The sequence below is a fragment of the Nocardia terrae genome, assembly GCF_009760405.1.
GTDB lineage: Bacteria > Actinomycetota > Actinomycetes > Mycobacteriales > Mycobacteriaceae > Nocardia > Nocardia terrae.
Genome location: NZ_WRPP01000005.1, coordinates 778435 through 798009, shown reverse-complemented (window position 1 = coordinate 798009; position 19575 = coordinate 778435). Strand labels below are relative to the sequence as shown.

The 19575-nt window shown below is 68.3% G+C and carries 16 protein-coding genes; 5 read left to right on the top strand and 11 right to left on the bottom strand.

Features of this window, described 5'->3' with window-relative positions; translation table 11 throughout:
• Positions 1–168 (bottom strand): hypothetical protein, encoded by a 168-nt coding sequence (locus GPX89_RS43965; RefSeq protein WP_198347620.1) that lies wholly within the window; start codon positions 166–168, stop codon positions 1–3.
• A 67-nt stretch (positions 169–235) separates the two neighbouring features.
• Between GPX89_RS43965 and GPX89_RS27725 the strand changes: the two genes are divergently transcribed.
• Positions 236–3256 (top strand): ATP-binding protein, encoded by a 3021-nt coding sequence (locus GPX89_RS27725; RefSeq protein WP_157390542.1) that lies wholly within the window; start codon positions 236–238, stop codon positions 3254–3256.
• Here GPX89_RS27725 and GPX89_RS27720 read toward each other — a convergent pair.
• The 7 genes from GPX89_RS27720 to GPX89_RS27690 form a co-directional block, all read right to left on the bottom strand.
• Positions 3191–3943 carry an SDR family NAD(P)-dependent oxidoreductase gene (locus tag GPX89_RS27720; RefSeq protein ID WP_157390541.1) on the bottom strand — a complete coding sequence of 251 codons (753 nt, stop codon included), beginning with the start codon at positions 3941–3943 and terminating at the stop codon, positions 3191–3193. The two genes, GPX89_RS27725 and GPX89_RS27720, sit on opposite strands and share 66 nt — an antisense overlap.
• A gap of 71 nt (positions 3944–4014) precedes the next feature.
• The gene (locus GPX89_RS27715) at positions 4015–4590 is read right to left on the bottom strand and encodes a DUF4097 family beta strand repeat-containing protein (protein ID WP_157390540.1); all 576 of its coding nucleotides are present in this window, start codon (positions 4588–4590) and stop codon (positions 4015–4017) included.
• Between the two features lie 112 nt (positions 4591–4702).
• On the bottom strand, positions 4703–5680 hold the full coding sequence (locus tag GPX89_RS27710; RefSeq protein WP_157390539.1) for a phosphatidylinositol-specific phospholipase C: 978 nt from the start codon (positions 5678–5680) through the stop codon (positions 4703–4705).
• Positions 5681–5739: 59 nt separating this feature from the next.
• Positions 5740–6387, bottom strand: a complete 648-nt coding sequence (locus tag GPX89_RS27705; protein ID WP_157390538.1) for an FHA domain-containing protein — start codon at positions 6385–6387, stop codon at positions 5740–5742.
• Positions 6387–7676: a vWA domain-containing protein gene (locus tag GPX89_RS27700; RefSeq protein ID WP_328602371.1), complete on the bottom strand. Its 1290-nt coding sequence runs from the start codon at positions 7674–7676 to the stop codon at positions 6387–6389. Before GPX89_RS27700 ends, GPX89_RS27705 begins: the two co-directional genes overlap by 1 nt.
• Positions 7673–8782 carry a protein phosphatase 2C domain-containing protein gene (locus tag GPX89_RS27695; RefSeq protein ID WP_328602370.1) on the bottom strand — a complete coding sequence of 370 codons (1110 nt, stop codon included), beginning with the start codon at positions 8780–8782 and terminating at the stop codon, positions 7673–7675. Before GPX89_RS27695 ends, GPX89_RS27700 begins: the two co-directional genes overlap by 4 nt.
• Positions 8779–10791, bottom strand: coding sequence for a tetratricopeptide repeat protein (locus GPX89_RS27690; RefSeq protein ID WP_456237939.1), 2013 nt, complete (start codon positions 10789–10791; stop codon positions 8779–8781). Before GPX89_RS27690 ends, GPX89_RS27695 begins: the two co-directional genes overlap by 4 nt.
• Here GPX89_RS27690 and GPX89_RS46425 point away from each other — a divergent pair.
• Positions 10784–11152: a hypothetical protein gene (locus tag GPX89_RS46425; RefSeq protein WP_456237938.1), complete on the top strand. Its 369-nt coding sequence runs from the start codon at positions 10784–10786 to the stop codon at positions 11150–11152. The two genes, GPX89_RS27690 and GPX89_RS46425, sit on opposite strands and share 8 nt — an antisense overlap.
• Here the strand turns inward: GPX89_RS46425 and GPX89_RS27685 are convergent.
• Genes GPX89_RS27685 through GPX89_RS27675 form a run of 3 tightly spaced genes read right to left on the bottom strand, consistent with a single transcriptional unit; the run spans position 11121 to position 14525 of the window.
• The gene (locus GPX89_RS27685; RefSeq protein WP_157390536.1) at positions 11121–12302 is read right to left on the bottom strand and encodes a hypothetical protein; all 1182 of its coding nucleotides are present in this window, start codon (positions 12300–12302) and stop codon (positions 11121–11123) included. The genes GPX89_RS46425 and GPX89_RS27685 overlap by 32 nt on opposite strands.
• Before the next feature lie 7 nt (positions 12303–12309).
• On the bottom strand, positions 12310–13266 hold the full coding sequence (locus tag GPX89_RS27680) for a glutamate ABC transporter substrate-binding protein (RefSeq protein WP_328602369.1): 957 nt from the start codon (positions 13264–13266) through the stop codon (positions 12310–12312).
• Positions 13263–14525, bottom strand: coding sequence for a hypothetical protein (locus GPX89_RS27675; RefSeq protein ID WP_235948075.1), 1263 nt, complete (start codon positions 14523–14525; stop codon positions 13263–13265). The genes GPX89_RS27680 and GPX89_RS27675 overlap by 4 nt, the downstream gene beginning before the upstream one ends.
• A gap of 300 nt (positions 14526–14825) precedes the next feature.
• On the opposite strand from GPX89_RS27675, the gene GPX89_RS27670 reads away from it, so the two are divergent.
• From GPX89_RS27670 to GPX89_RS27660, 3 genes are all read left to right on the top strand, one after another.
• Positions 14826–16253, top strand: a complete 1428-nt coding sequence (locus GPX89_RS27670) for an ammonium transporter (protein WP_157390535.1) — start codon at positions 14826–14828, stop codon at positions 16251–16253.
• Positions 16253–16621: a P-II family nitrogen regulator gene (locus GPX89_RS27665; RefSeq protein WP_157390534.1), complete on the top strand. Its 369-nt coding sequence runs from the start codon at positions 16253–16255 to the stop codon at positions 16619–16621. Before GPX89_RS27670 ends, GPX89_RS27665 begins: the two co-directional genes overlap by 1 nt.
• A gap of 93 nt (positions 16622–16714) precedes the next feature.
• Positions 16715–19543, top strand: a complete 2829-nt coding sequence (locus tag GPX89_RS27660; RefSeq protein WP_157390533.1) for a hypothetical protein — start codon at positions 16715–16717, stop codon at positions 19541–19543.
• Positions 19544–19575: the final 32 nt, after the last annotated feature.

The window sequence follows — 19575 nt, the reverse complement described above, 5'->3', positions numbered from 1 at the left end:
TCAGCTCCCTCGGAAGAACCGGATATAGAACGCCCCGAACACCAATACGATCCCGACGTTCACCATCAGCCGCCCCCAGAAGTGCTGCCTGAAGAACAGCACATCCACCCCCACGATCACGGCGACCATCGCAAGCACGTAGATCACCCCCACGACCTGCTTTCCCATACCCCTCTTTCTACTCCCGCTTTCCCGGCAGGAGCGGAAGGACGCGCGATGTCCCTATGCTGTCGGCATGGTCGGGGCGCGACGGGGTGAGAGTGGTTCGGCGCGGGTACTTTTCGCTCGGCGGCTGGTGGAGTTGTTCGAGGCGGCGGGGAAGCCGACGCTCGAGCAGGTGGTGCGGATCACCGGGGAGCGGGTGCGGGGTGCGCGGCGGCCGAGGACGGACAAAGTCGTCACCGTGCAGCGGATCAGTGACTGGCGGGCCGGGCGGGCGGTTCCCGGGCAGTTCGAGTCCGTGTCACCGGTGTTGGTGACGCTCTTCGCATTGGCCAAGTCCCGATCGGGCACGGTCTCCGACGAGCTGGTCGATCCGCGGGCGTGGGAGCGCTGCTGGAAAGCCGCGGTGGGCGAGGCCGGAACACCGATTCGGCGGGCCCAATCGGCGCGCGAGCCGGTGCCGGGGCCGGTGGCGACCAGAACCTTGCCTCGGGATGTGATCACCTTCGTGGGCCGTGACGAACAACTCGGCCGCATCGTCCGCGCGGCCGCGCCGGGGCGAGTGGTCTCGGTCCATGCGATCGACGGCATGCCCGGCATCGGCAAGACGGCACTGGTGATCCGGGCCGCGCATCTGGTCTCCGACCGATTCCCGGACGGGCGCTATTTCGTCGAATTCAATTCGCATGTGCCCGGACTCGCTCCGGCCGATCCGTTCCATGTGCTGGAGCGGCTGTTGAGCGATCTCGGTGTGGATCCCCGCCACATTCCGAACTCGCTCGAGCGTCGTCGCGACCTGTGGCGCGATCGGCTCGCGGGTCGGCGCGTCCTCCTGGTCTTCGACGATGTCGGCGACCACGCCCAGATCGAGCCGCTGCTTCCGCCCGGGCAGGACAGCCTGGTGCTGGTGACCAGCCGCCGTCGTCTGATCGGTCTCGAAGGCTCGACGCCGATGCCCTTGGACTGCCTCACCCCGGACGCCGCGATCGAGATGTTCTGGAAGCTGGCACACCGGGATCCGGTCGAAGACGACGCCGCCGCGGTCGCCGAGGTCGTGCGACTGTGCGGATTCCTACCGCTCGCCATCGTCGTGCTGGCCGGGCGATTCGCACACCGCCCGACCTGGACGGTCGCCGATCTGGCAGCCGAGCTTTCCACCGCTCACGATCGCCTCACCGAGCTCGGCGCCGGACGGCGTGCCGTGCGAGCCGCATTCGCGACCTCGTATGAGGCACTGTCGCCGCTGCGGCAGTTCATGTTCCGGCGCCTGGCACTCCACCCGGGCCCCGATCTCGACGCTTTCGCCGCCGCGGCTCTGGCGGCGGTTCCGGTCGCCGAGACCAGGCGGTGTCTCGACGCCCTCTATATCGACCATCTGATCGAAGAAGTCGCCCCGGGCCGCTACCGATTCCATGACCTGCTAAGGGAATTCGCCCGTGAGCTCGCCCACAGTGATCCGGCCGAGGAAAATGCCGCAGCGCTCGAGCGCCTCCTCGACTACTACGTGGACGCTTCCCGCCGGGTCGGCCGACTCATGCCGCCCGTGGCCGGGGGAGACTCGACTGCCACCGGGCTGCCCGAGGCTCGCCTGACCGATGTGGCAGCCCTGGCCTGGATGCGCGCCGAGCGGCAGAACCTCCTGGCGTGCTTGACCTATGCCGCGTCCAAGGATCAGATGACTCGCGTCATCCAGCTGACCGGTGCGCTCGCCGAGGAATTGCGATTGCACGGTCCGTGGCAGATCGGCATTGCCTACAGTCAGCGTGCCGCGGTCGCACGGCACACCATGAACGACTTCGACGCGCAGACACTCGCGCTCAAAGATCTTGCGCCGCTTGGCTATCTGGCCGATGGATATCTGCTCGCGGCCGACCTGTTGCACCGCAGGCTCGCCGACCACTCGGGGCTGGAGCCGAGACTGAAGGCGCTCGCACTGCAATGCCTGGGGCGGACCCGCCTGCTGGCAGGACAGTTCGACGCCGCCATCGAACCACTGTCTCAGGCCATCGATTTCATCCGCGCGACCGGCGACCCGGTGTGGGAAGGATTCGCGCTGAATTTCCTGGGGTGGGCGTACCACTTGATCGGCGACTACCGGACGGCCAAAGACCTCATCCGGCGGGGGATGGCCATCCACATCGGCAACGCCCACGCGATGGGTGAAGCCGTATCCCGCATGAACCTCGGCTGGATCTGGTGCCTCGAGCGTCGGCACCCCGAGTCGATCGAGCAACTTCTGCTGGCCGAAGCGACCTTTCGGCGCCTGGCGCGCAGGTCCGATGAGGCTTTCGCGATTCTCATACGAGCGTGGAATCTGCACATGATGGGGGACTACACCGAGGTCGACGAACCGATGAACCGAGTGCGTGAGCTCTATCGAGCGGTCGGCAACCGGTCCGGCGAAGCGTTCATTCTCAGCAATCTCAGCGCCACCCGCATGGTGGCGGGTGACCATGACGAAGCCATCCGTATGCTGCACGACACTCGGACGTTCTACGAGCAACTCGGCAACCGGTCCGGCGTGGCCTCCGCGCTGAACAACCTGGGCGCCGCCCAGTGCCATGTGGGCGACTATGCCGCCGCCGAGGAGCTGATCGGGCAGGCGCTGGAAATCTATGAGGCGGTGGGTAACCGGACCGGAGAGTCCGAGGCCCGCGCCAACCTGGGCTGGGTCCGGCACTGTCGCGGCGACGACCCGGCCGCCGACGAGCTGCTGCACCGGGCATTGACGACCAGCCGCGCCATCCAGCACCACACCGGGGAAGCCGAGACCCTCATCCGTATCGCGGCTTGCGCGGAGGCCCTCGGCAACACCGACCGAGCCCTGGCCACCTATGACGAGGCCGCCCGCCTGGCCACTCGCATCGCTTCCCCACTCGAGCTCGCCCGCGCCCTCCACGGCAGCGCTCGCTGCCTGTACTCACTCGGCGACCATGACCGAGCGCGAGCGGCCCTGGCCGAAGCCCTCCCTCGCTACCACCTGCTGTGCGCCATCGAAACCGACGCCGCCGCAGCACTACTCGACGAGCTAGAGGGACATCTTGCCGTTGTCGACGGTGTAGACGGCGCCGTGGACGGCGGAGGCGTCGTCTGAGCAGAGGAAGGTGATGACGTTGGCGACCTGGGCCGGGTCCATGAGGCCGCGGGCGGCGGCCACTTTCATGATCAGCGTGTAGTCGGGGTCGGTGGGGAAGGTGAAGTTCTGGACCATGGGGGTGGTCATGCCGCCGGGGCAGACGGCGTTGATTCGGATTCCGCGGGAGTCGAATTCGAGGGCCATGGCTCGGGTGAGGCCGAGGAGGCCGTGTTTGGCGGCGCAGTAGGCGGCGGAGTAGGCCTGGCCTTCCAGGGCCGCTACCGAGGCTACGTTGACTATGCAGCCGGTGCGGTCGAGGAGGTGGGGGAGGGCGGCTCGGGACAGGAAGAAGGGGGCGTTGAGGTTGATGGCGAGGTCGTGGTGCCAGTCGGCGTCGGTGACCTCGGCGGTGTGGCGCATGGTGTGGGCGCCGGCGGCATTGACGAGGATGTCGATGCCGCCGAAACGGTCCACGCACGCGCCGACGACCTCGGTGCAGGCGGCGGGATCGGTGAGATCCGCGGCGAGCCAGGCGGTTTCGGGGCCCTCGAGCGCCTTGGCGAGGCGGTCCTCGTCGCGGCCGACGCCGAAGACCTGTGCCCCGCCCTCGATCAGCTGTTCCGCCACTGCCTGGCCCAGGCCGGAGGACGCTCCGGTGACCACCGCTACGCGGCCATCGAAGCGTCCGGCACCACTGCCCGTCATACCCGTCTCCGTTCCATTACCGGGCGGCCGCGAAATCGCCGTCCGTTGTAACGGGTTACAAAATAGCCGGATCAGGCGGCGGTGGCAGTGCGGATGATGATGTTGCCGGTCGAGGTCTGGGCGTGCACCTGTACGGTGCCGTGCCCCGGGGCAGCGGGGGCCAGCTGGTTGGCGACCGAACCGTTGGGGGTGTTGGTTTCCAGCTGCACGGCGCTGCCGGGCTGGACGCCGACCTCGATGTCGCCGGTGGCGGTCTGCAATTGGAACTCACCGCTCGCGGCGCCGATGATGCGAATATCGCCCATGGAGGTCTTCACCTCACCGCCGGCGATATCACCGGACCCGATCAGGTTGCCCACCGCGATGGTGGCGTCCAGCTTCGAGCCCGCCGGCACGTGCACGGTCACCTCGACCGAGTTCTTGCCGCCCAGGTTCTTCCGCCATCCCTTCGGGGCCAGCACGCTGACGGTCCCGGCGTGGAACCCCACCTCGATCTGCTCGGCGGCCTTCACATCGGCTTTCTTGCCCGCGTCGGTCGGCTGCACGTCGACCACGGTGTCGGTGCGCTCGGAGGCGACGACGGTGACGTTGGCGACGGCCAGGTCGATGCTCAGCGCGATGGCGGCGGGGGTCTGGAAGGTGTTCATTGCTAGCTCCTCAGGTAGGTGATCCGTTCGATCTGAGAACTACTTTCGCCAGCCCCGCTGATATCGCCCTGACACCGACCTGACACACCCCCTGACACCCCGTTCTCCCAGCTCAGCCGATGTTCTTCTGCAACAGCAGGTTCACCACATCGGTGTACCGGTCCGGAAAGTCCATCGGAATGATCCCGTAGTGGGCCGTCTGCCCGCGATGCGCGGTGAGGTACGCCGCGACCTGCGGCATGATCGCGGCCGCATTGTCCTTGGGCCACGCGTCGTCGGCGAAGCTGGTGAAGTTGATGTACTGCAGCGTGTTCGAGGGATCCCCCGCCGCCTTGTTCAAACAGTCCTGGACGTACCCGAACTTGTCCCCGCCGGACGACCCGAAGTTCGAGGTTCCGGAGGTGAGTCCGGCCAGGCCGTAGTCCTTGTACCGATCCTGAAGGTAGAAGCGGTCATTGGTGAACACCCCGTTGTCCCCGCCCGGCCATTGCAGGCAACCCAGCGAGTTGCTGAACTGCGCGATCAGCACAACACGCCCGCGCGCCTCGCCGAGGCTGGGCATGCGGTTCTGCAGCCAGAACAACGGTCGGTATCCCTTGGTGTCCAAGTACCCGTTGAAGATTCGCTCGAAATTCGCGCCGACATCGTTGTTGGTCCCGTCCTCTTTCTTGACCCGCATGACGAGGACTTCCCCAGGATTGGCGGTCAGGAAGGCGCGGCACTGGTCGAGCACGGAATCGAAGGTGATGCCCTGATAGAACGATGAGTGATAGATGCCGAACGAATCGGCGGTGTGATCCTGCAGCCCGTTGCAGCGAATATCCAGGAACCGGATCCCATTGGCGAATTGATCGGGCAGCGACCAATTCTGGGTGTGCGCCCACTCGGTCCCGTTGGCGGGATTGGTGCAGCACGAATCATGAGTGCCCGGAATGGTCAGCCGCAGCATCGAGGTGGCGTCGGGCAGCGCCGACATCCACGCCTGGGGCGGCGCGACCGCCCGCGCGGCAGGGCTGAGGAAGCTGGTGGCGGCCGCACCGAGCGCGGCGGCCACGGTGGTGCGGGCGAAGTCTCTCCGGGTCAAGCTCATAGAGCGGGGAGCCTAACCTGGACAAGGGACCAAGATCGTCGGTTTGCCCGATTATCCCGTCAGCCCGCTTCGACGCTCAGCGTGATGGTGGTCCAACCCCCGACATGGATTCGATCCCCCTCCCGCAGCGGCACAGCCGTTTTGGCCGGAATCGGCTGCGCGCTGTCATTGACGCAGGTCCCGTTGGTCGACCCCAGATCGGTGACCGACACCCCGTTCCCGTCGATGTGCAGGATCGCGTGCGACCGCGACACCGCGACGTCCGCGGGCGCGACCGACAGATCGATATCCGGATGAATCCCCTGCGACACGCTGCGCTTGCCGATCAGGATGTCATTGCCCGACAAGGCGATCCGCCGCTCCGGGTAATAGTCGGGAAACTCCACCCGCTCCAGATCGGGCCCCTTCTGCGCCCGCATCCGCGCGTAATGGTCCGGATCGGCGGAGATGGTGGCGACCCATACGGTCGCTCCCTGCGACCGGGGATTCAGGACCGTCTCCGCCGGCACCGCGGCCTCGACCACCGGCGGCGCGACCGGCGCCGCCCCCAATTCCGAATCGTGCCCGCAGTTCTCGCAGAACCGCCCCTCCGACGGCACCCCGCAATTCGGGCACAACGTGGTCTGCGGCCCCGCGGCCATCGGCGCGCCGCACACATCGCAGTAGTCGGTGGCGCCGGACTGATGCCCTTCGGTGCAGAACGCCATCACGACTCCTTGCGAACCCGTGCGGTCTTGGTGGAGCGCACGTCGAGTTCCATCTCCTCGTCGCGCTCGACCTTGTTGCGCAGCCGGATGGTCCCGGTCCGCTCGTCCACCACGTCGACCACGCTGAGCAGCAGTTTGGCGGTGTTCTCATTGCCGGACTCGGTGGCCAGGTGGTAGGCGCGCTGGAGTTTGGCGGTGGCCGTGGCGAAATCGCCCTGTTTGCGCGCGGTCAGTCCCTCCTGCACGGTCTGCGCCAGCTCGGCCTGCCCGGTGTAGTGGGCGACCCGCCGGCTGATGCGCGCCGACTTGTCGGTATCGGTGGTCCAGGTGGCCTTCACCAGCCCCTGCCCGAGCACCTCGGCGCCGGCGAGCACGCTCACCCGCGCGGCCAGCTTCTCCCGATCCGGTCCGGCGGGCTCGATGTCGAGCTGTATGTGATAGTCGCGGTCCTCCGCACCCCAGGAACCCAGCGAGTACTCACCGACCTGCGGCCCCGTCTCGGTGCGCCGCGCGGTCAGATCCTCGATGAACGGCGCGACCTGCTTGAGGAACACGACCCGGGCGCCCACCGGCGTCCACGCCCGCAGCGTCAGCTCCGGAATCGCCTTCTCCATCGAGGCTTCCATCATGTCGGCGAAGTCCGCGGCCAGCTGGTCGGCCCGCTTCACCAGGTCCACCGTGCCGTGCAGCGCCGAGGCGATGGACCGCAGCTCGCTGACCTCCCAGTCCGCCCCGACTCCGCGGCAGTCGCAGGTGAACAGCCCCTCCGAGAGCCGGATCTCCTCGGCCAGCCGCTCGGGCGTCTCGTGCTCGTTCTTCCCGTCGGTGAGCAGGATCGCGTGCACCATCGCGCCCGGATGCTGTTGCGCGATCAGCCGGGACAGTCCCAGCCAGGTGCCCATCGCGGTGCCGCCGTGCGGGGAGAGCCGATCCAGCGCCTGCCGCGCGTTGACCCGCTCCTGCGGACCGGCGATGGCCGAGGGACCCTGCCGCGGATACACGACCTGCGCCTTGTCGGTCCCCTCGACGATGGCGAAGCGGGTGCCGTCGGGCATCACGTCCAGCGCGGCCAGCGTGGCCCGGCGTGCGCCCGCGAATTTGTCGGCCCCGCCCATGGATCCGGAGGTGTCGATGATCAGGATCTCGAGCCGCTGCTGGGGCGGCGCGGCCACCACCAGGTCGTCGGTGGCCTCGATGCTGATGATGGCGTCGACGGTGCGCACACCCTCGGCGAGGAACTCGTTCTGGTCGACGGTGACCGAAAGGCCTTTGCTCTCAGCGGAAGTCACTGTGTGTCTCCTGTGGCTGTTCGTGACGGTACAGGTACGAGGGCGACGGTGATGTTGTCCTTGCCGCCCGCCCCCAGGGCGTGCTCCACCAGTGCGCGGGCCGCGGGCAGCGCGGGCAGCGTGTCGGTGAAGCGGGACAGCGCCGCCGCCTCGGGGAGGTAGTTCCACAGCCCGTCGGTGCACAGCAGCAGCACGCCGGGCTCGGAAGTGCGCAGAGTCTGCACGCAATGGGGGGACCACTGGTGTTCGCTGTCGGCGCCCAGCCAGCGGGTGAGCACGTGGGCGTGCGGGCCGTCCATGGCGGTCTCCGCGTCCAGCAGCCCGTTGTCGACCATGGCCTGGGCCAGCGAATCGTCCACGGTCAGCCGCTGCGAATCCTGGGGCCGCAGCCAATAGGCGCGGCTGTCACCGACATTCGCGACGGTGACGGTCGCGCCGTCGCCGTCGCCGTCGAACTGCACGATGGCCGACACATAGGTGCACGACGGCGATTTCCCGTCCGGCGACCCGACCGCCTTGACCGCGGCCGCCGCCGCGGTGAGCCCGGCCATGGCGCACTCCTCGGCGGGCAGTTCCGAGGCCAGCGCCGACAGGCAGGCGTCCAGCCCCGCCCGCACCGCCGCTCCCGAAGCCGCCTGGGGATCCTCGGAGGTCGACACCCCGTCGCACACCGCGATCACGGTCGCGGCGGGCCGGTCCGGCACGGCGCCCTCCACGACGGCCGCCGCGACCGAATCCTCGTTGCGCGCGTGCAGCAATCCCCGATCGGTGATCAGGTACGCCGCCCCCAGGTCGGCCTCGAACCGATCCCTTTCCGGTCCCAGTTCACCGCAGGTCGAGCAGTATCCGTCCGGATCGAACTCGCTGCTGCCGCACCCGGTGCAGTCCGGCGCGGGACTGGACCCGAAGCTGGCCGTGGTTCCGGTGACCGGATCCATCCGCGCGGCGCGCGCGGCCTCGGCGACGGGCACCGTCCCGCCGCCGCTGGGCCGGAACTCCTTGGGCGGCAGGGCGATCAACCGGACCCCGAGCTTGCGCCCGCACGCCTCGCAGAAGCGGTCGGTGTCGGCGGCGAAGGTGCCGCAGGACGGGCAGCGGGCCGTCACCGCAGCGTCCTCGGCCGTACGGCATTGGCCTGCTCCACCAGCGCGATGCGCTCCCACATGTCCTCGGTCTCGTGCGCCAGATCGCGATAACAGCGTTCCAAACCGGTGCGTACCCCTTGCTGATCGAGCGCCACCCCCAGCAGCGGGGAGTGGTCGGTGGGCACCCTGCCCAGGCGCAGCCACCGCAGCGCCGCATCCAGAACCCCCAGCCGAGCCTGTGCGGCACGGCGTTTCGAGTCGAGGGTCAGGCTATCGATACGCTTGCCCGCATCGCGAACCATTTGTTCGGTGAGCTGTTCCGGATCGTCAACGGCCAGCAAGGTTTCCACGGCGGTGACCCCGGCCTCGGTATGCACGGCCGACGCGGCGTCCACCTGATCCAGCACCGTGACGGCCCCCGCTCGATCATCGACCGCCCGCCGCACCCGGGCCGCTCCGAAAGCAGCACTGGTGAACGACCGATCGGTGCGCCACACCATGTCGTAATACCGCATCGCCCGCCCGCGTTCGGCCTCGCCCATGATCTCCGCCGTCACCGCGAGCGCCAGCTTCGGTGCGGCCTCGCCGGGCAGCGCGCTGTAGAGCGCGTCGAATTCACCTGCCGCCCCGGCCCAATCGCCCTGCAACATCCGGGCCTGCCCCGCGTACCAGGTCAGCCGCCAGTCACCGGCCAGACTCTCGCCCACCTCGTCCAGCCGCCGCAACGCATCCTCGGCATCCCCGAATTCCAGTGCGGCGCGGATCAATCGCAGCGGAATCTCCACCGATTCCTCGCGCCCGGTGACCACCGACGCCAGCCCCGCGGTGAACTCCCGCTCCAGATCCTCCGGCGTGACCGCACTGGTCGAGGCGAGCAGCGCCGCACCGCTGTCACTCGGATCGACCAGCGGCACCGGCAATGCCGCGATGATCGCCCGCGGATCCTCGGGCGCCCGATCGCCTACCCCGAACACCGCGCGCGGCGGCCCGAACCGCGTCGACAGTCCCGGCCGCGGCCGCCCGTCCTCCTGGGCCAGCACCTCGCGCAGAACCCCGGTGAGCTGATCGCTCATCTCGGTCATGGAGGTGAACCGCGCCTCGGGGTCGACATCGGTGGCGCGCACCAGGAATCGGTACAGCGACTCGTGCTTTGCCATGAGCGGCTCGGCGTCGGGCCCGGGCAGCGGCCCCATCTCATGGTTCACCGGCGGGATCCGCATGATCAGCGCCGCCAGCGTCCGCCCCACCGTGTACACCTCCGACGCGATCGTCGGCCCGGTGTGGGCGATCTCCTTGGCCTGGTACCCCGGTGTGCCGTAAATGGTCTCGTTCTGATCGTGCAGCCCGATGACCGCGCCCAGGTCGATGAGCTTGAGTTGCTCCTCGGTCTGCATCACGTTGTCGGGCTTGAAATCGCAGTAGGCCAGCCCGCGGTCGTGCAGGTACTCCAGCGCGGGCAGCATCTCCATGATGTAGGCGATGGCCTGCGCGGGCGGCAGGTACCGCTGGTCGGCGGTGCGCTGTTCGCGCACCAGCTGTTTGAGCGACTTGCCGCCGACGTACTCCATGACGATGTAGCCGACCGGCTTGCCGTCGGGCCCGGTGTCCTCGGCGAAGTTGTAGATCCGCACGATGTTCGGGTGGTCGACCTGCGCGAGGAACCGCTTCTCGGCGACCGCGGCCCGCATGGCGTCCACGTCACCGGTATTGAGCAGGCCCTTGAGCACGACCGGCCGATCGTCGACCTTGTGGTCCACGGCCAGATAGATCCACCCCAGCCCGCCGTGCGCCAGCGGCCCCAGCACCTCGTACTGGCCGCCGACGACGTCCGTGCGAGTCAGCTTGGGAGTGAACGAGAACCGCGTCCCGCAGTGCGGGCAGAAGCCTTCCGCGCGTCCGGGCTTGCCGTCGCGGCTGCGCCCGACCGGCCGCCCGCACTTGCCGCAATCGCGATGGTTCTCCGGCACTTCCGGATCGACCAGTACGGCCTCGGCCGGATCCCGGCGCGGCACGGACGGCACCTTGACCATGCCCGCGCCCAGCCGCCCCCGGCTGCCGCCGGTCGATCCCGACCGCCCGGTGCGAACCGAGCGACCAGACCGGGACACCCGGCTGGACACGGACGCCGAATGCCCGGTATCGCGCGCGGTGGTCGCCATCGCCGAGACCGACGCGGGCGCACTACCGCACACATCGCAGTACCCGTCGACAATCGTTCCCGTACAGCCGGGTTCGGCGCATTTATCCGAGGACGAGCTCGCGCTGGGTGCGGCCGCGGCCGGGGCAGCCGACGGCGCGGTCCCGCAGGTATCGCAGTACCCGTCCTCGATGGTCCCGGTGCAGCCGGGCTCGGTGCAGTTCATGATCGCCTCCCCGATTTCTGCGCGATGAGCTGGCGGTAGTCCGTAATGGCCCGCGTGACCGCGGCCAGATCGCAGGGCCTGCGCGAAAGCAGCCCCGCGGCAATGCGACTGGAGGCCAGCACATCCTGGTCCTCGCTGACTCCCAGCCGGGCGGCCTTGGCCCGATAGGAACTGAACCGGCCGCTCAGCTCTATCCGCCGATCGAGCAGCCCCTGGGCCAGTTGCTCGTTGCGGTTGGCGGTATCCAGCGCCCGCGCCAGCCGCTGCCGCAACTCCCACAGTGCCGCCGGTTCCGGCGGATTCGCCTCCAGCGTCGTCAATTCCGCCCCGTACAGCGCGCTGTCGTCCGCCTGCCGGGGCAGCGGCGCGGCCAGAATGGTCCGCTCCACCTCGACCCGCGCATGGTCGGCCCGCTCATACGTCCGTCGCAACGCCTCGACGCGCGACCGGGCCTGCTCGACCGCGCCGTCCCAATTCGTCGACATGGCACGCAGTTCGGTGAGTACCGTGGCGGCCTCGCGCATGCGCCGGGTCAGCTCCCCGAGCCTGCGGTCGAGCACCTCGGGCGCGAGCGCGAGCGGATCGGTCGCGACATCGATGGACAGCGTGTCGATATCGTCGGTGAGCGCCCGCAATTCGGGAATCGACCCGCCGAGGCGATCCAATTCCTTCTGCAGCGGCGCGATATCGGACATGACCCGGTTGTGCACGGCCTCCACGGCGTCGAGCACCCGCACCACCACCGGGAACGCGCCCCGCATGCGATCCAGCATCTCGGCGATGCCGATCAGCTGCACCTGTTCGCGCGGCCCGCTCAGCGAGCGCTGCGACATGGGAATCGCCGTGCGCGACAACTCGACCGGCTGCCCGCGCAGCAGCCGGGTCAGCTCCTCGCGGTCCAGCGCGTCCAGCCGCCGCCGCGCGCGAGCCGCCCTGGCCCGGTCCAGCACAGTACCCAGCCGCCCGAAGTCCTCCCACATCAACTCCAGCGCGGCGCGCGCCGGGGCCCAATGCTGTTCGGTCACCCCGCTCGGCGGAAACCGGCGCAGCAGCACCAGCCCCGGATGCTTGTCCATTTCGACCAGGGTCGCGGCGATGGTCTCGATTTCGTGTGCCCGCTCGGCGATTTCGCGATCTATTTCGGCGACGGTGAGAATGTGCCCAGGATTCCCGTGCATGGCCGGCTCAATTGCTGTATTTCGCGACCGGGGGACCGTTGGACGGGCCGAGCACGCTGAGCCGCTGGTTGTAGATCCGCAGCCAGGTGCCGTCGCCGCGAATCCGCTCCAGCACGCCATTGACGAATTGAACGAGATCGGTCTTGTCCTTCTGGATTCCGACGGCGTACACATCGGTGGCCATCGGATTGCCGACCACCTCGAGATTCGGGTCCTGGACCTTCAACCCGTAGAGCAGCGGCAGGTCGGTGCTCGCGGCGTCGACCTCACCCTGCTGCAGCGCGGTCAGGCAGTCCAGCCAGTTCTCGATGCCGATCACGGTGGGCCGCTGTTTGTCCGGGAGTGCGAACACCGCGTCCAGCGTCGTCGAGTTGGGAATCCCGCAGACCTTCTTGCCGCCCAGATCCGCCGCCGAGTGAATACCCGAGCCGGTGGTCACCAGCACCCGCTGATCGGTCTCGAAATACACCGACGAGAACTGGATGTCCTGGCGGCGAGCGCAGGTCGGCGTGAAGTCCTGGACGACGATGTCGACCTCGTTGTTCTTCAACGCCTGCACCCGGTTCGCCGAATCGATCGGGTGCAGTTCGGCCTTGTCCGGATCGCCGAACAGATCGCGGGCGATCTCGCGCGCGAGATCGATGTCGAAGCCCTCGAGCTCACCGCTCTTCGGATCGCGGTAACCGAACAGGAATTGGTTCTGGTCCACGCCGATCCGGATCTTGCCGGAAGCGCGGATGGCCGCCACGCTCGGCCCGGTGGCTCCCTGGACCGGGCGCAGACTCGCGGTCGGGTCACAGGCGGTGTCGCCACGCTGATTCGGCGACGATGCCAGCACCTTCGCCCCCGCCGGCAGCCGGTTCTCGCTCGGCAGCTGGAACGGCGCGGCGTCGGGCGTGGACCCGCACGCGGCGGCCAGCAATGCCACGGCTGCCACCAGCAGCATCCGAATCCGCGTCTTCACAGGAACTCCTTCAACCGCGGCCACACCCCGCCGACAATGGCGGCCGCCGCGCCCAGCAGCAGCACCAGCATGCCGAGCGAACTCAGGGTGAGGGCATTTCCGGCCGTGTTCACATCGTCGCGCACTTCCTGGCGCGTCCGCTCGAGTTCGGATTTCAGTGCGGTATCGAGGGCGGCGAACTGGACGGCCGATCCGTCACCATCGGTCTTGATCGCCTGGTCGACCGCACCGCGAAAGTTATTGCTCTTGTACGAGGCGACCTCGTGCTGATGGCCCGTCTGCCAGCCGGAGAAGGCCGTGGTGGCGGGCGAATCGCTGCCCAGCAACGAACTCAGATCCCCCCGCAGCTGATCGCTGCTCGCGGTGAACCGCTTCTCGCTCTCGTCGAGATTGCCGCGCGTGATGAGCTGCAGCGTCTCCTCGGTCCGGGCCTGCTGCGCCAGAATCCGTGCCTGCGCCAGCTTTTCGAACCGCGACGTGGCCCCCGTGTCGATGGCCGCCGAGGCCGCGATGGTGGTGGCCACGATCCACAACAAGGCGACCACCGCCAGCCCCGCGGCCGCGGCGACACCCGTATTGACCCACCGATTGGTACGCCGCAGCAGTATCCAGCTGCCGAGACCACAGGCGGCCAGCAGCAATACCAGCAACCCCGAGGACCACAACGGCAATCCCGTGATCGCGTCCTGATCCCGGTGCAGCTGCCCCAGCCGGACCTTCTCCAGCTCGTCGGCGTTCTTCAGGATCGAGCCCTGCATGAGCGCGGAAGCCTGCCGCAGATACGCCGAGCCGACCGGCAGCCCCTGCCGGTTGTTGGCTCGCGCCGCTTCGACAAAGCCGGTGTATCTGGGCAATTCGGCCGAGATCTGGCCGAGTATCTCCCGCGTCTCGGTATCGGACGCGCCCGTGGTCGCCTCTGCCAGCGCGGCCGCGGCCTCGGTGAGCGCGCCCTCGTAGCGGGTGCGCACCTCGGCCGTCTCGACGCCGCCGGACAGATAGGCGGTGGAGGCCGCCGCGTCCGCGCTCGAGAGTGCGACGTACAGCCGTTGCGCGGCATTGGCCAGTGGTTCGGTGTGCGCGAGCACGGTGTCGTGCCGAGAAAGCTTGGCGCTCTGCGCGTTCGCTGACACCAGTCCGGCGATCAGCGCGAGCAGTGCGAGGGCGGCCCCCACCGCACCGATGACGCCCGGCGCCGTGCGCCCGAAGCGTCGCGTCCACTGCGCGGCATTGCGCATGGTCGCCGGAAGACGACTCCTCAACCCCGTTCCCCCGTTTCGAACCGTCCGGTGCTCCCCATAGCCGGATCGTACGGGAGGGACCGCACCCTGTCGATCGAGTTCCAACCGGTTGGAATTTATTGGTGAACCGTTCATTTCGAATGCACGTGCATTCGCGACCGAACCGCGAAATCCAGATTTAACGGCGCGTAATCGTCGGGAAACGTTACGGCACAACACTTGGTTCACCCAATGTGACGCCAGACACCTTATGTCACAACATAATTTAGTGCTGGAGCGGGCATGGTGCCTGCCCGTTCCGCGGTGAGGTAGCGCTGAAACATGTCACCGTATCCCGACTGGCTGAACCCCGGCGACAATGCCTGGCAGTTGGTAGCAGCCACTCTAGTCGGCCTGATGAGCATTCCCGGTATCGCGATCTTGTATGGCGGTCTGGTGCAACGCAAATGGGCCGTCAATACCATGCTCATGGCATTCACCGGATTCTCGCTGGTCCTGGTCGTGTGGGTGCTGTGGGGCTTCAAGATGGGGTTCGGCGACCCCATCAAACTGGGACCAGGAATTCTGCGGGCCGCAATCGGCAAACCGCACACGATTCTCGGCTCGAATAATCAAGAGCAAGCGGTGATTCCGCTACTCGACGGCCTCATGCCCAAGTTCCGATTCTCCGAGACCACGCTGGCGTACTTCCAGTTCGTGTTCGCCGCCATCACGCCATTGCTGTTCCTGGGCAGCGTGATCGGCCGCATCAATTTCAAGGTGTGGCTGATCTTCGTACCGCTCTGGTCGACCCTGGCGTATTCGGTCAACGCCTTCCTGATCTGGGGCGGCGGCTGGTGGTCGCAAATGGGAGCGCTGGACTACTCCGGCGGCTACGTCATCCACCTGGCGGCCGGAACGACCGGTTTCGTGGCGGCCGCGGTCATCGGCCCGCGCCTGGCCCGCGACCGAGAACGCGCGGTCCCCAACAACCTGCCCATGGCCGCGGCCGGCGCGGGCATCCTGTGGCTGGGCTGGAACGGCTTCAATGGCGGCGACCCGTACTTCTCGGGCTCGGATGCCTCACTCGCGGTGATCAATACCAACCTCGCGACCGCGGTCGCGGTGCTGACCTGGGTCATCTGGGACATGCTGGCGGGCCCGTCGCGCCGTCCGAACTTCCTGGGCGCGGTCAACGGCATGATCGCGGGTCTCGTCGCGATCACCCCCGCGGCCGGTTTCGTCAACAGCTTCGGCGCGATGGTCATCGGCCTGATCGCCTCGACCCTGGTGTGGCTGTCGTGGAACAAGCTGGGCCGCACCCGGCTGTTCCGCAAGGTCGACGACACCCTCGGCGTGGTCCACACGCACGGTGTGGCCGGTCTGGCCGGCGGCATGCTGGTCGGCGTCCTCGCCGACCCGAACATCAAGGTGTACCTGGGCACCGGCGGCGCGGCCGACGCGACCTACGGCGGCTGGCTCTACGGCCACAACCCGAAACTGCTGCTGTGGCAAGCGGGCGCGGCGGGCACGGTCATCGTGTGGGACGCGTTCATCACCTTCGCGATCCTGAAGATATTGAGCCTCTTCATGAGCCTGCGGATGCCCGATGAAGTGCTCGAGACCGGCGACGTCGGAGCACACGAGGAGGAGGCGTACCCCGACGACACGCTCGTCCACGCGCAACAGTCGGTCCTGCGCAAACCCGCGGCCCGACCACAGGCGCCGGCGACCAACAGTGAAGCGGAGATTCCGGCCAAGGAATCCTGATGTCGGCGCCGCTGCACCTCGGCGGCATGATCGGTTACCAGAACATGGACCCGGGCGGCGGCGCGGACGCGAAGTTGTTGACGCTGGTGGTGCCGCCCGGCCTGTTCGATCAGATCAAACAGGCCCTGGCCGCCTTCGGAGTCCGGCGCATGGTGGTCACCCAGGTCTACCGGGTGGACGACCGTGACAACCGCGTCGAGAGCTACCGCGGACAACGCTTCGAGACCGACGTCTCCAGTGGATTGCGCGTCGAATTGCTGGCCCGCACAGAAGATGTCACCGACCTGGTACGCATGATCGGCAGCATAGGAGCGAACCATGAGGCGTCGAACATCCAGATCTGGATGATCGATGCCCGGAGATTGTGAAACCGCATTGCCGAGCTCCCGCCCCCGACCGTATCGTCGGGGGCGGGAGTCGTTCCGGGCCGAGCCCGGCAATTCAGCAGTGGGAGTTCGAGTTTGGCAGTGCGTCTGGCCTTCGGCATGGTCGCGGAACGAGATCGGCGAGCCTGGCTGGTCGAAACCGGTGAGGAGATCGACCACGACGCCCCCGAGGGCGCGGCCGTCGTGCTGGGCCATCGCGACAGCGACCCCGCCCGCATCGCCATCGCCTGCGCCGATCTGGCCGGTTTGCTGGAACTCGGCGGCGTCGTGATCGCCGGTGCCGGAATCGATGTCGGCGACGGCTTCGCCTCCGCCCGGCTGGCGGGCGCGACCGGCGACCGCCGCGACGCGGTCCTGGCCGCCCTGCGGATCCTGAAGGTCAGCGGCGCCTGGCGCCTGGGGGAGCGCACGGCCACCCTGGTGGCCCTGTTCGGCGTCACCGCCACCAAGCCGGTCGGCGCGGCCGCCGAGCAGGCCATCGGCGAAGGCCGCTGGTCCGCGGTCATCCTGGCCTCGGCCGCCGCCGACGTCCTGGGCCCCGAGCAACTCGTGAAGGTCCTCGCCCTGCGCGCCCCCGACGGCACCGACCCGATCCCCGACGGCGCACCCTCGGTGCTGGCCGAGAATCTCGGCCGAGTCCTCGAACAGTATTCCCGGCCAAGGCGTCTGGACCTGATCCTGGACCTGTGGCAGCGCAGCTGCGCGTGGCAGGAGGCGGAGCTGGCCCGCGACCGCCTGATCGCGAGCCACGACCTGTCGGCGCTCGAGACGCTGCGCGAGACCTACCGCCAGTTCGACGAGGCGGAAGTGATCAAACTCGTCCAGGATTCGACCGAACGCCCCGTGACACTGATCTCCGCCATCCACTTCCGCCCGACCTGGTCGGACCTCTGGAAGCACACCGTCGAACGCGTGATCCAGGACGCGCTGGCCGCCACGGTGCTCCTGCGCGCCGCCACCGCAGTGCACGAGCTCGGCGTAGTCGCAGGCATCGACCGGGTCCGTGCCGAGATCGACACCGTCTCAGCACTGTTCAGCAAAGGCGACGCGAACAAGGCCCGCCGCGCCGCCGACTCCCTGCCCGCCCGCCCCATCTGCCACATCCGCGACATCAACACCTGGCTCCGCCACCAGCAGCCCCGGGGCAGCGCCTACGAACGTTTCGTCCGTGCCCGCCTGCGCACCGCCCTCGCCTACGCGACGGTCGTCCACGACCGCTGCCGAACCCTGCTCGTTCACGAGATCCCCCACAACGCGCTGCCCGAATCCTGGGACTCCGTCTCGCTGCGCACCTTTCGCGAGAAGGTCGGCCCCACCACGACCCGCCCCCCGCACACCTGGCGCACTCGCCCCCTGCTCCGCCACACCCGCCCCAGCCTCGCCGACCGTCTGGCCGAAGACCCGACCGCGGCCGAACAAGCCTCCGACCTACTCTGGTTCGCCGACCTGGCCGATGCCATGGCCCAGGCCCGCGGCCACACCGCCGCGACCGACGAAGGCTTCTGGCTCGTCCCCGAATTCGACACGAATCCACCACGACCGCAGCCCGATCCACTGACCCCCCGATCCGACTCCATCCCGCTCGCCGTGGCAGGCGCCGCCCAGCTGCTCGCCCTCGGCGCGGCCGCCCCCGACCGCTGCCGGGACTGGCAGCACCTGTGCACCGGACTCATGACCAGCGGCGCGGTCGCATCGGCCCTCACCAACGAATTCGACGTCCCCGACCCGATCCTTGCCCACGACGGCGCGACCCTCCCCGGCACCGAGGTCCGAATCCAGATCGCCCACACCGCATCCCGGCTCGCGGAATGGTCGGACTACATGGGCAACTGCATCGCGGGCCCGTGGTACCAGGACGAGGCGGTTCGCGGCCGCAGCATCCTGGTAGCGCTCCGCGACGACCAGAACGTCCTGCAGATCAACGCCGAGCTCCGCGGCACCGACCACGGCTGGTTCGTCAACGAGATCAAGGGCCGCTTCAACAACGACCCCGATCCCACCCTGAACCAGGCATTCCGAGACTGGGTCGCAACCCTACGAGCCACCGAGCCCGAAACCGATCCCATCGAACCGGCCGATCTCACCCCACCCGCACGGCCCCGCCGCCCAGCCCGCAACCCGATCCGCGAGGTAGGCCCGTCCCTGCGCGAGGCCGCGCGAAAGGCGATGATCGAAGCCGAATCCGCCCTGCGAACCCTCACCGCACTCGCAGGCGACCTCGACGGCGACCCGAAAACCCTGATCGCCCTCCGCCGCTCACCCACCGAACGCCTCACCCGCCTGTGCGTGGAGTTCCTGGCCGCTACCCCCGAAGCCCTACCCCGCCTCTGGACCGCCACCGGAACCCGCCCCCTCGCCACCGCCGTCGACTCCCTCGACCCCGCCCTCCTGACCCGCTACCCCCGCCTGCGCACCATCACCACCGACGCCCCCGTCCCCTCGAAAACCCTGCGCGCCATGGTCAAAGACCCCGACATCGCCACCGCCCGCGCCCAGGACCTGATCGCCCACCGCCTCCGAATCGCCCTGACCCGCCTGGCCCGCCGAGGCGACCCCACCCTCACCCAAGCCATCACCCGCAACCCCACCCCCGACCTCCTGTGCCCCCTCATCCTCACCCTCACCTGCGCCCCACCCCCCGACCTCCCACTCCTCCCGATCACCGAACCCCGCGCGATAACCGTCCCCGGCTTCCCAGCAACGTCCCTGACCGACCCCGAAGGCCCCTGGGATTCCGCGTGGCCGACCGCCCTCGAATCCGGCCTGGCCGCAGTCGACCTCGGCCCCGACCGTGAACTCTTCTGGTCCCACATCGCCGACCACGGCCTCCTGGTCCCCGCCGACTGGCTTGGCGCGGGCGGCTGGCCCGCCCTATGGTCCCGAGCCCACGACCGGGTGAAGTAACCCAGGGAGAGAGTGTTTGGGTCTTTTGTCTT

What these genes read in the sequence shown, in the direction of transcription:
- GPX89_RS43965 (WP_198347620.1), bottom strand. Translation starts at nt 168, where the DNA reads ATGGGAAAGCAGGTCGTGGGGGTGATCTACGTGCTTGCGATGGTCGCC.
- GPX89_RS27725 (WP_157390542.1), top strand. Translation starts at nt 236, where the DNA reads ATGGTCGGGGCGCGACGGGGTGAGAGTGGTTCGGCGCGGGTACTTTTC.
- GPX89_RS27720 (WP_157390541.1), bottom strand. Translation starts at nt 3,943, where the DNA reads ATGACGGGCAGTGGTGCCGGACGCTTCGATGGCCGCGTAGCGGTGGTC.
- GPX89_RS27715 (WP_157390540.1), bottom strand. Translation starts at nt 4,590, where the DNA reads ATGAACACCTTCCAGACCCCCGCCGCCATCGCGCTGAGCATCGACCTG.
- GPX89_RS27710 (WP_157390539.1), bottom strand. Translation starts at nt 5,680, where the DNA reads ATGAGCTTGACCCGGAGAGACTTCGCCCGCACCACCGTGGCCGCCGCG.
- GPX89_RS27705 (WP_157390538.1), bottom strand. Translation starts at nt 6,387, where the DNA reads ATGGCGTTCTGCACCGAAGGGCATCAGTCCGGCGCCACCGACTACTGC.
- GPX89_RS27690 (WP_456237939.1), bottom strand. Translation starts at nt 10,791, where the DNA reads ATGGTCAAGGTGCCGTCCGTGCCGCGCCGGGATCCGGCCGAGGCCGTA.
- GPX89_RS27685 (WP_157390536.1), bottom strand. Translation starts at nt 12,302, where the DNA reads ATGCACGGGAATCCTGGGCACATTCTCACCGTCGCCGAAATAGATCGC.
- GPX89_RS27670 (WP_157390535.1), top strand. Translation starts at nt 14,826, where the DNA reads ATGTCACCGTATCCCGACTGGCTGAACCCCGGCGACAATGCCTGGCAG.
- GPX89_RS27665 (WP_157390534.1), top strand. Translation starts at nt 16,253, where the DNA reads ATGTCGGCGCCGCTGCACCTCGGCGGCATGATCGGTTACCAGAACATG.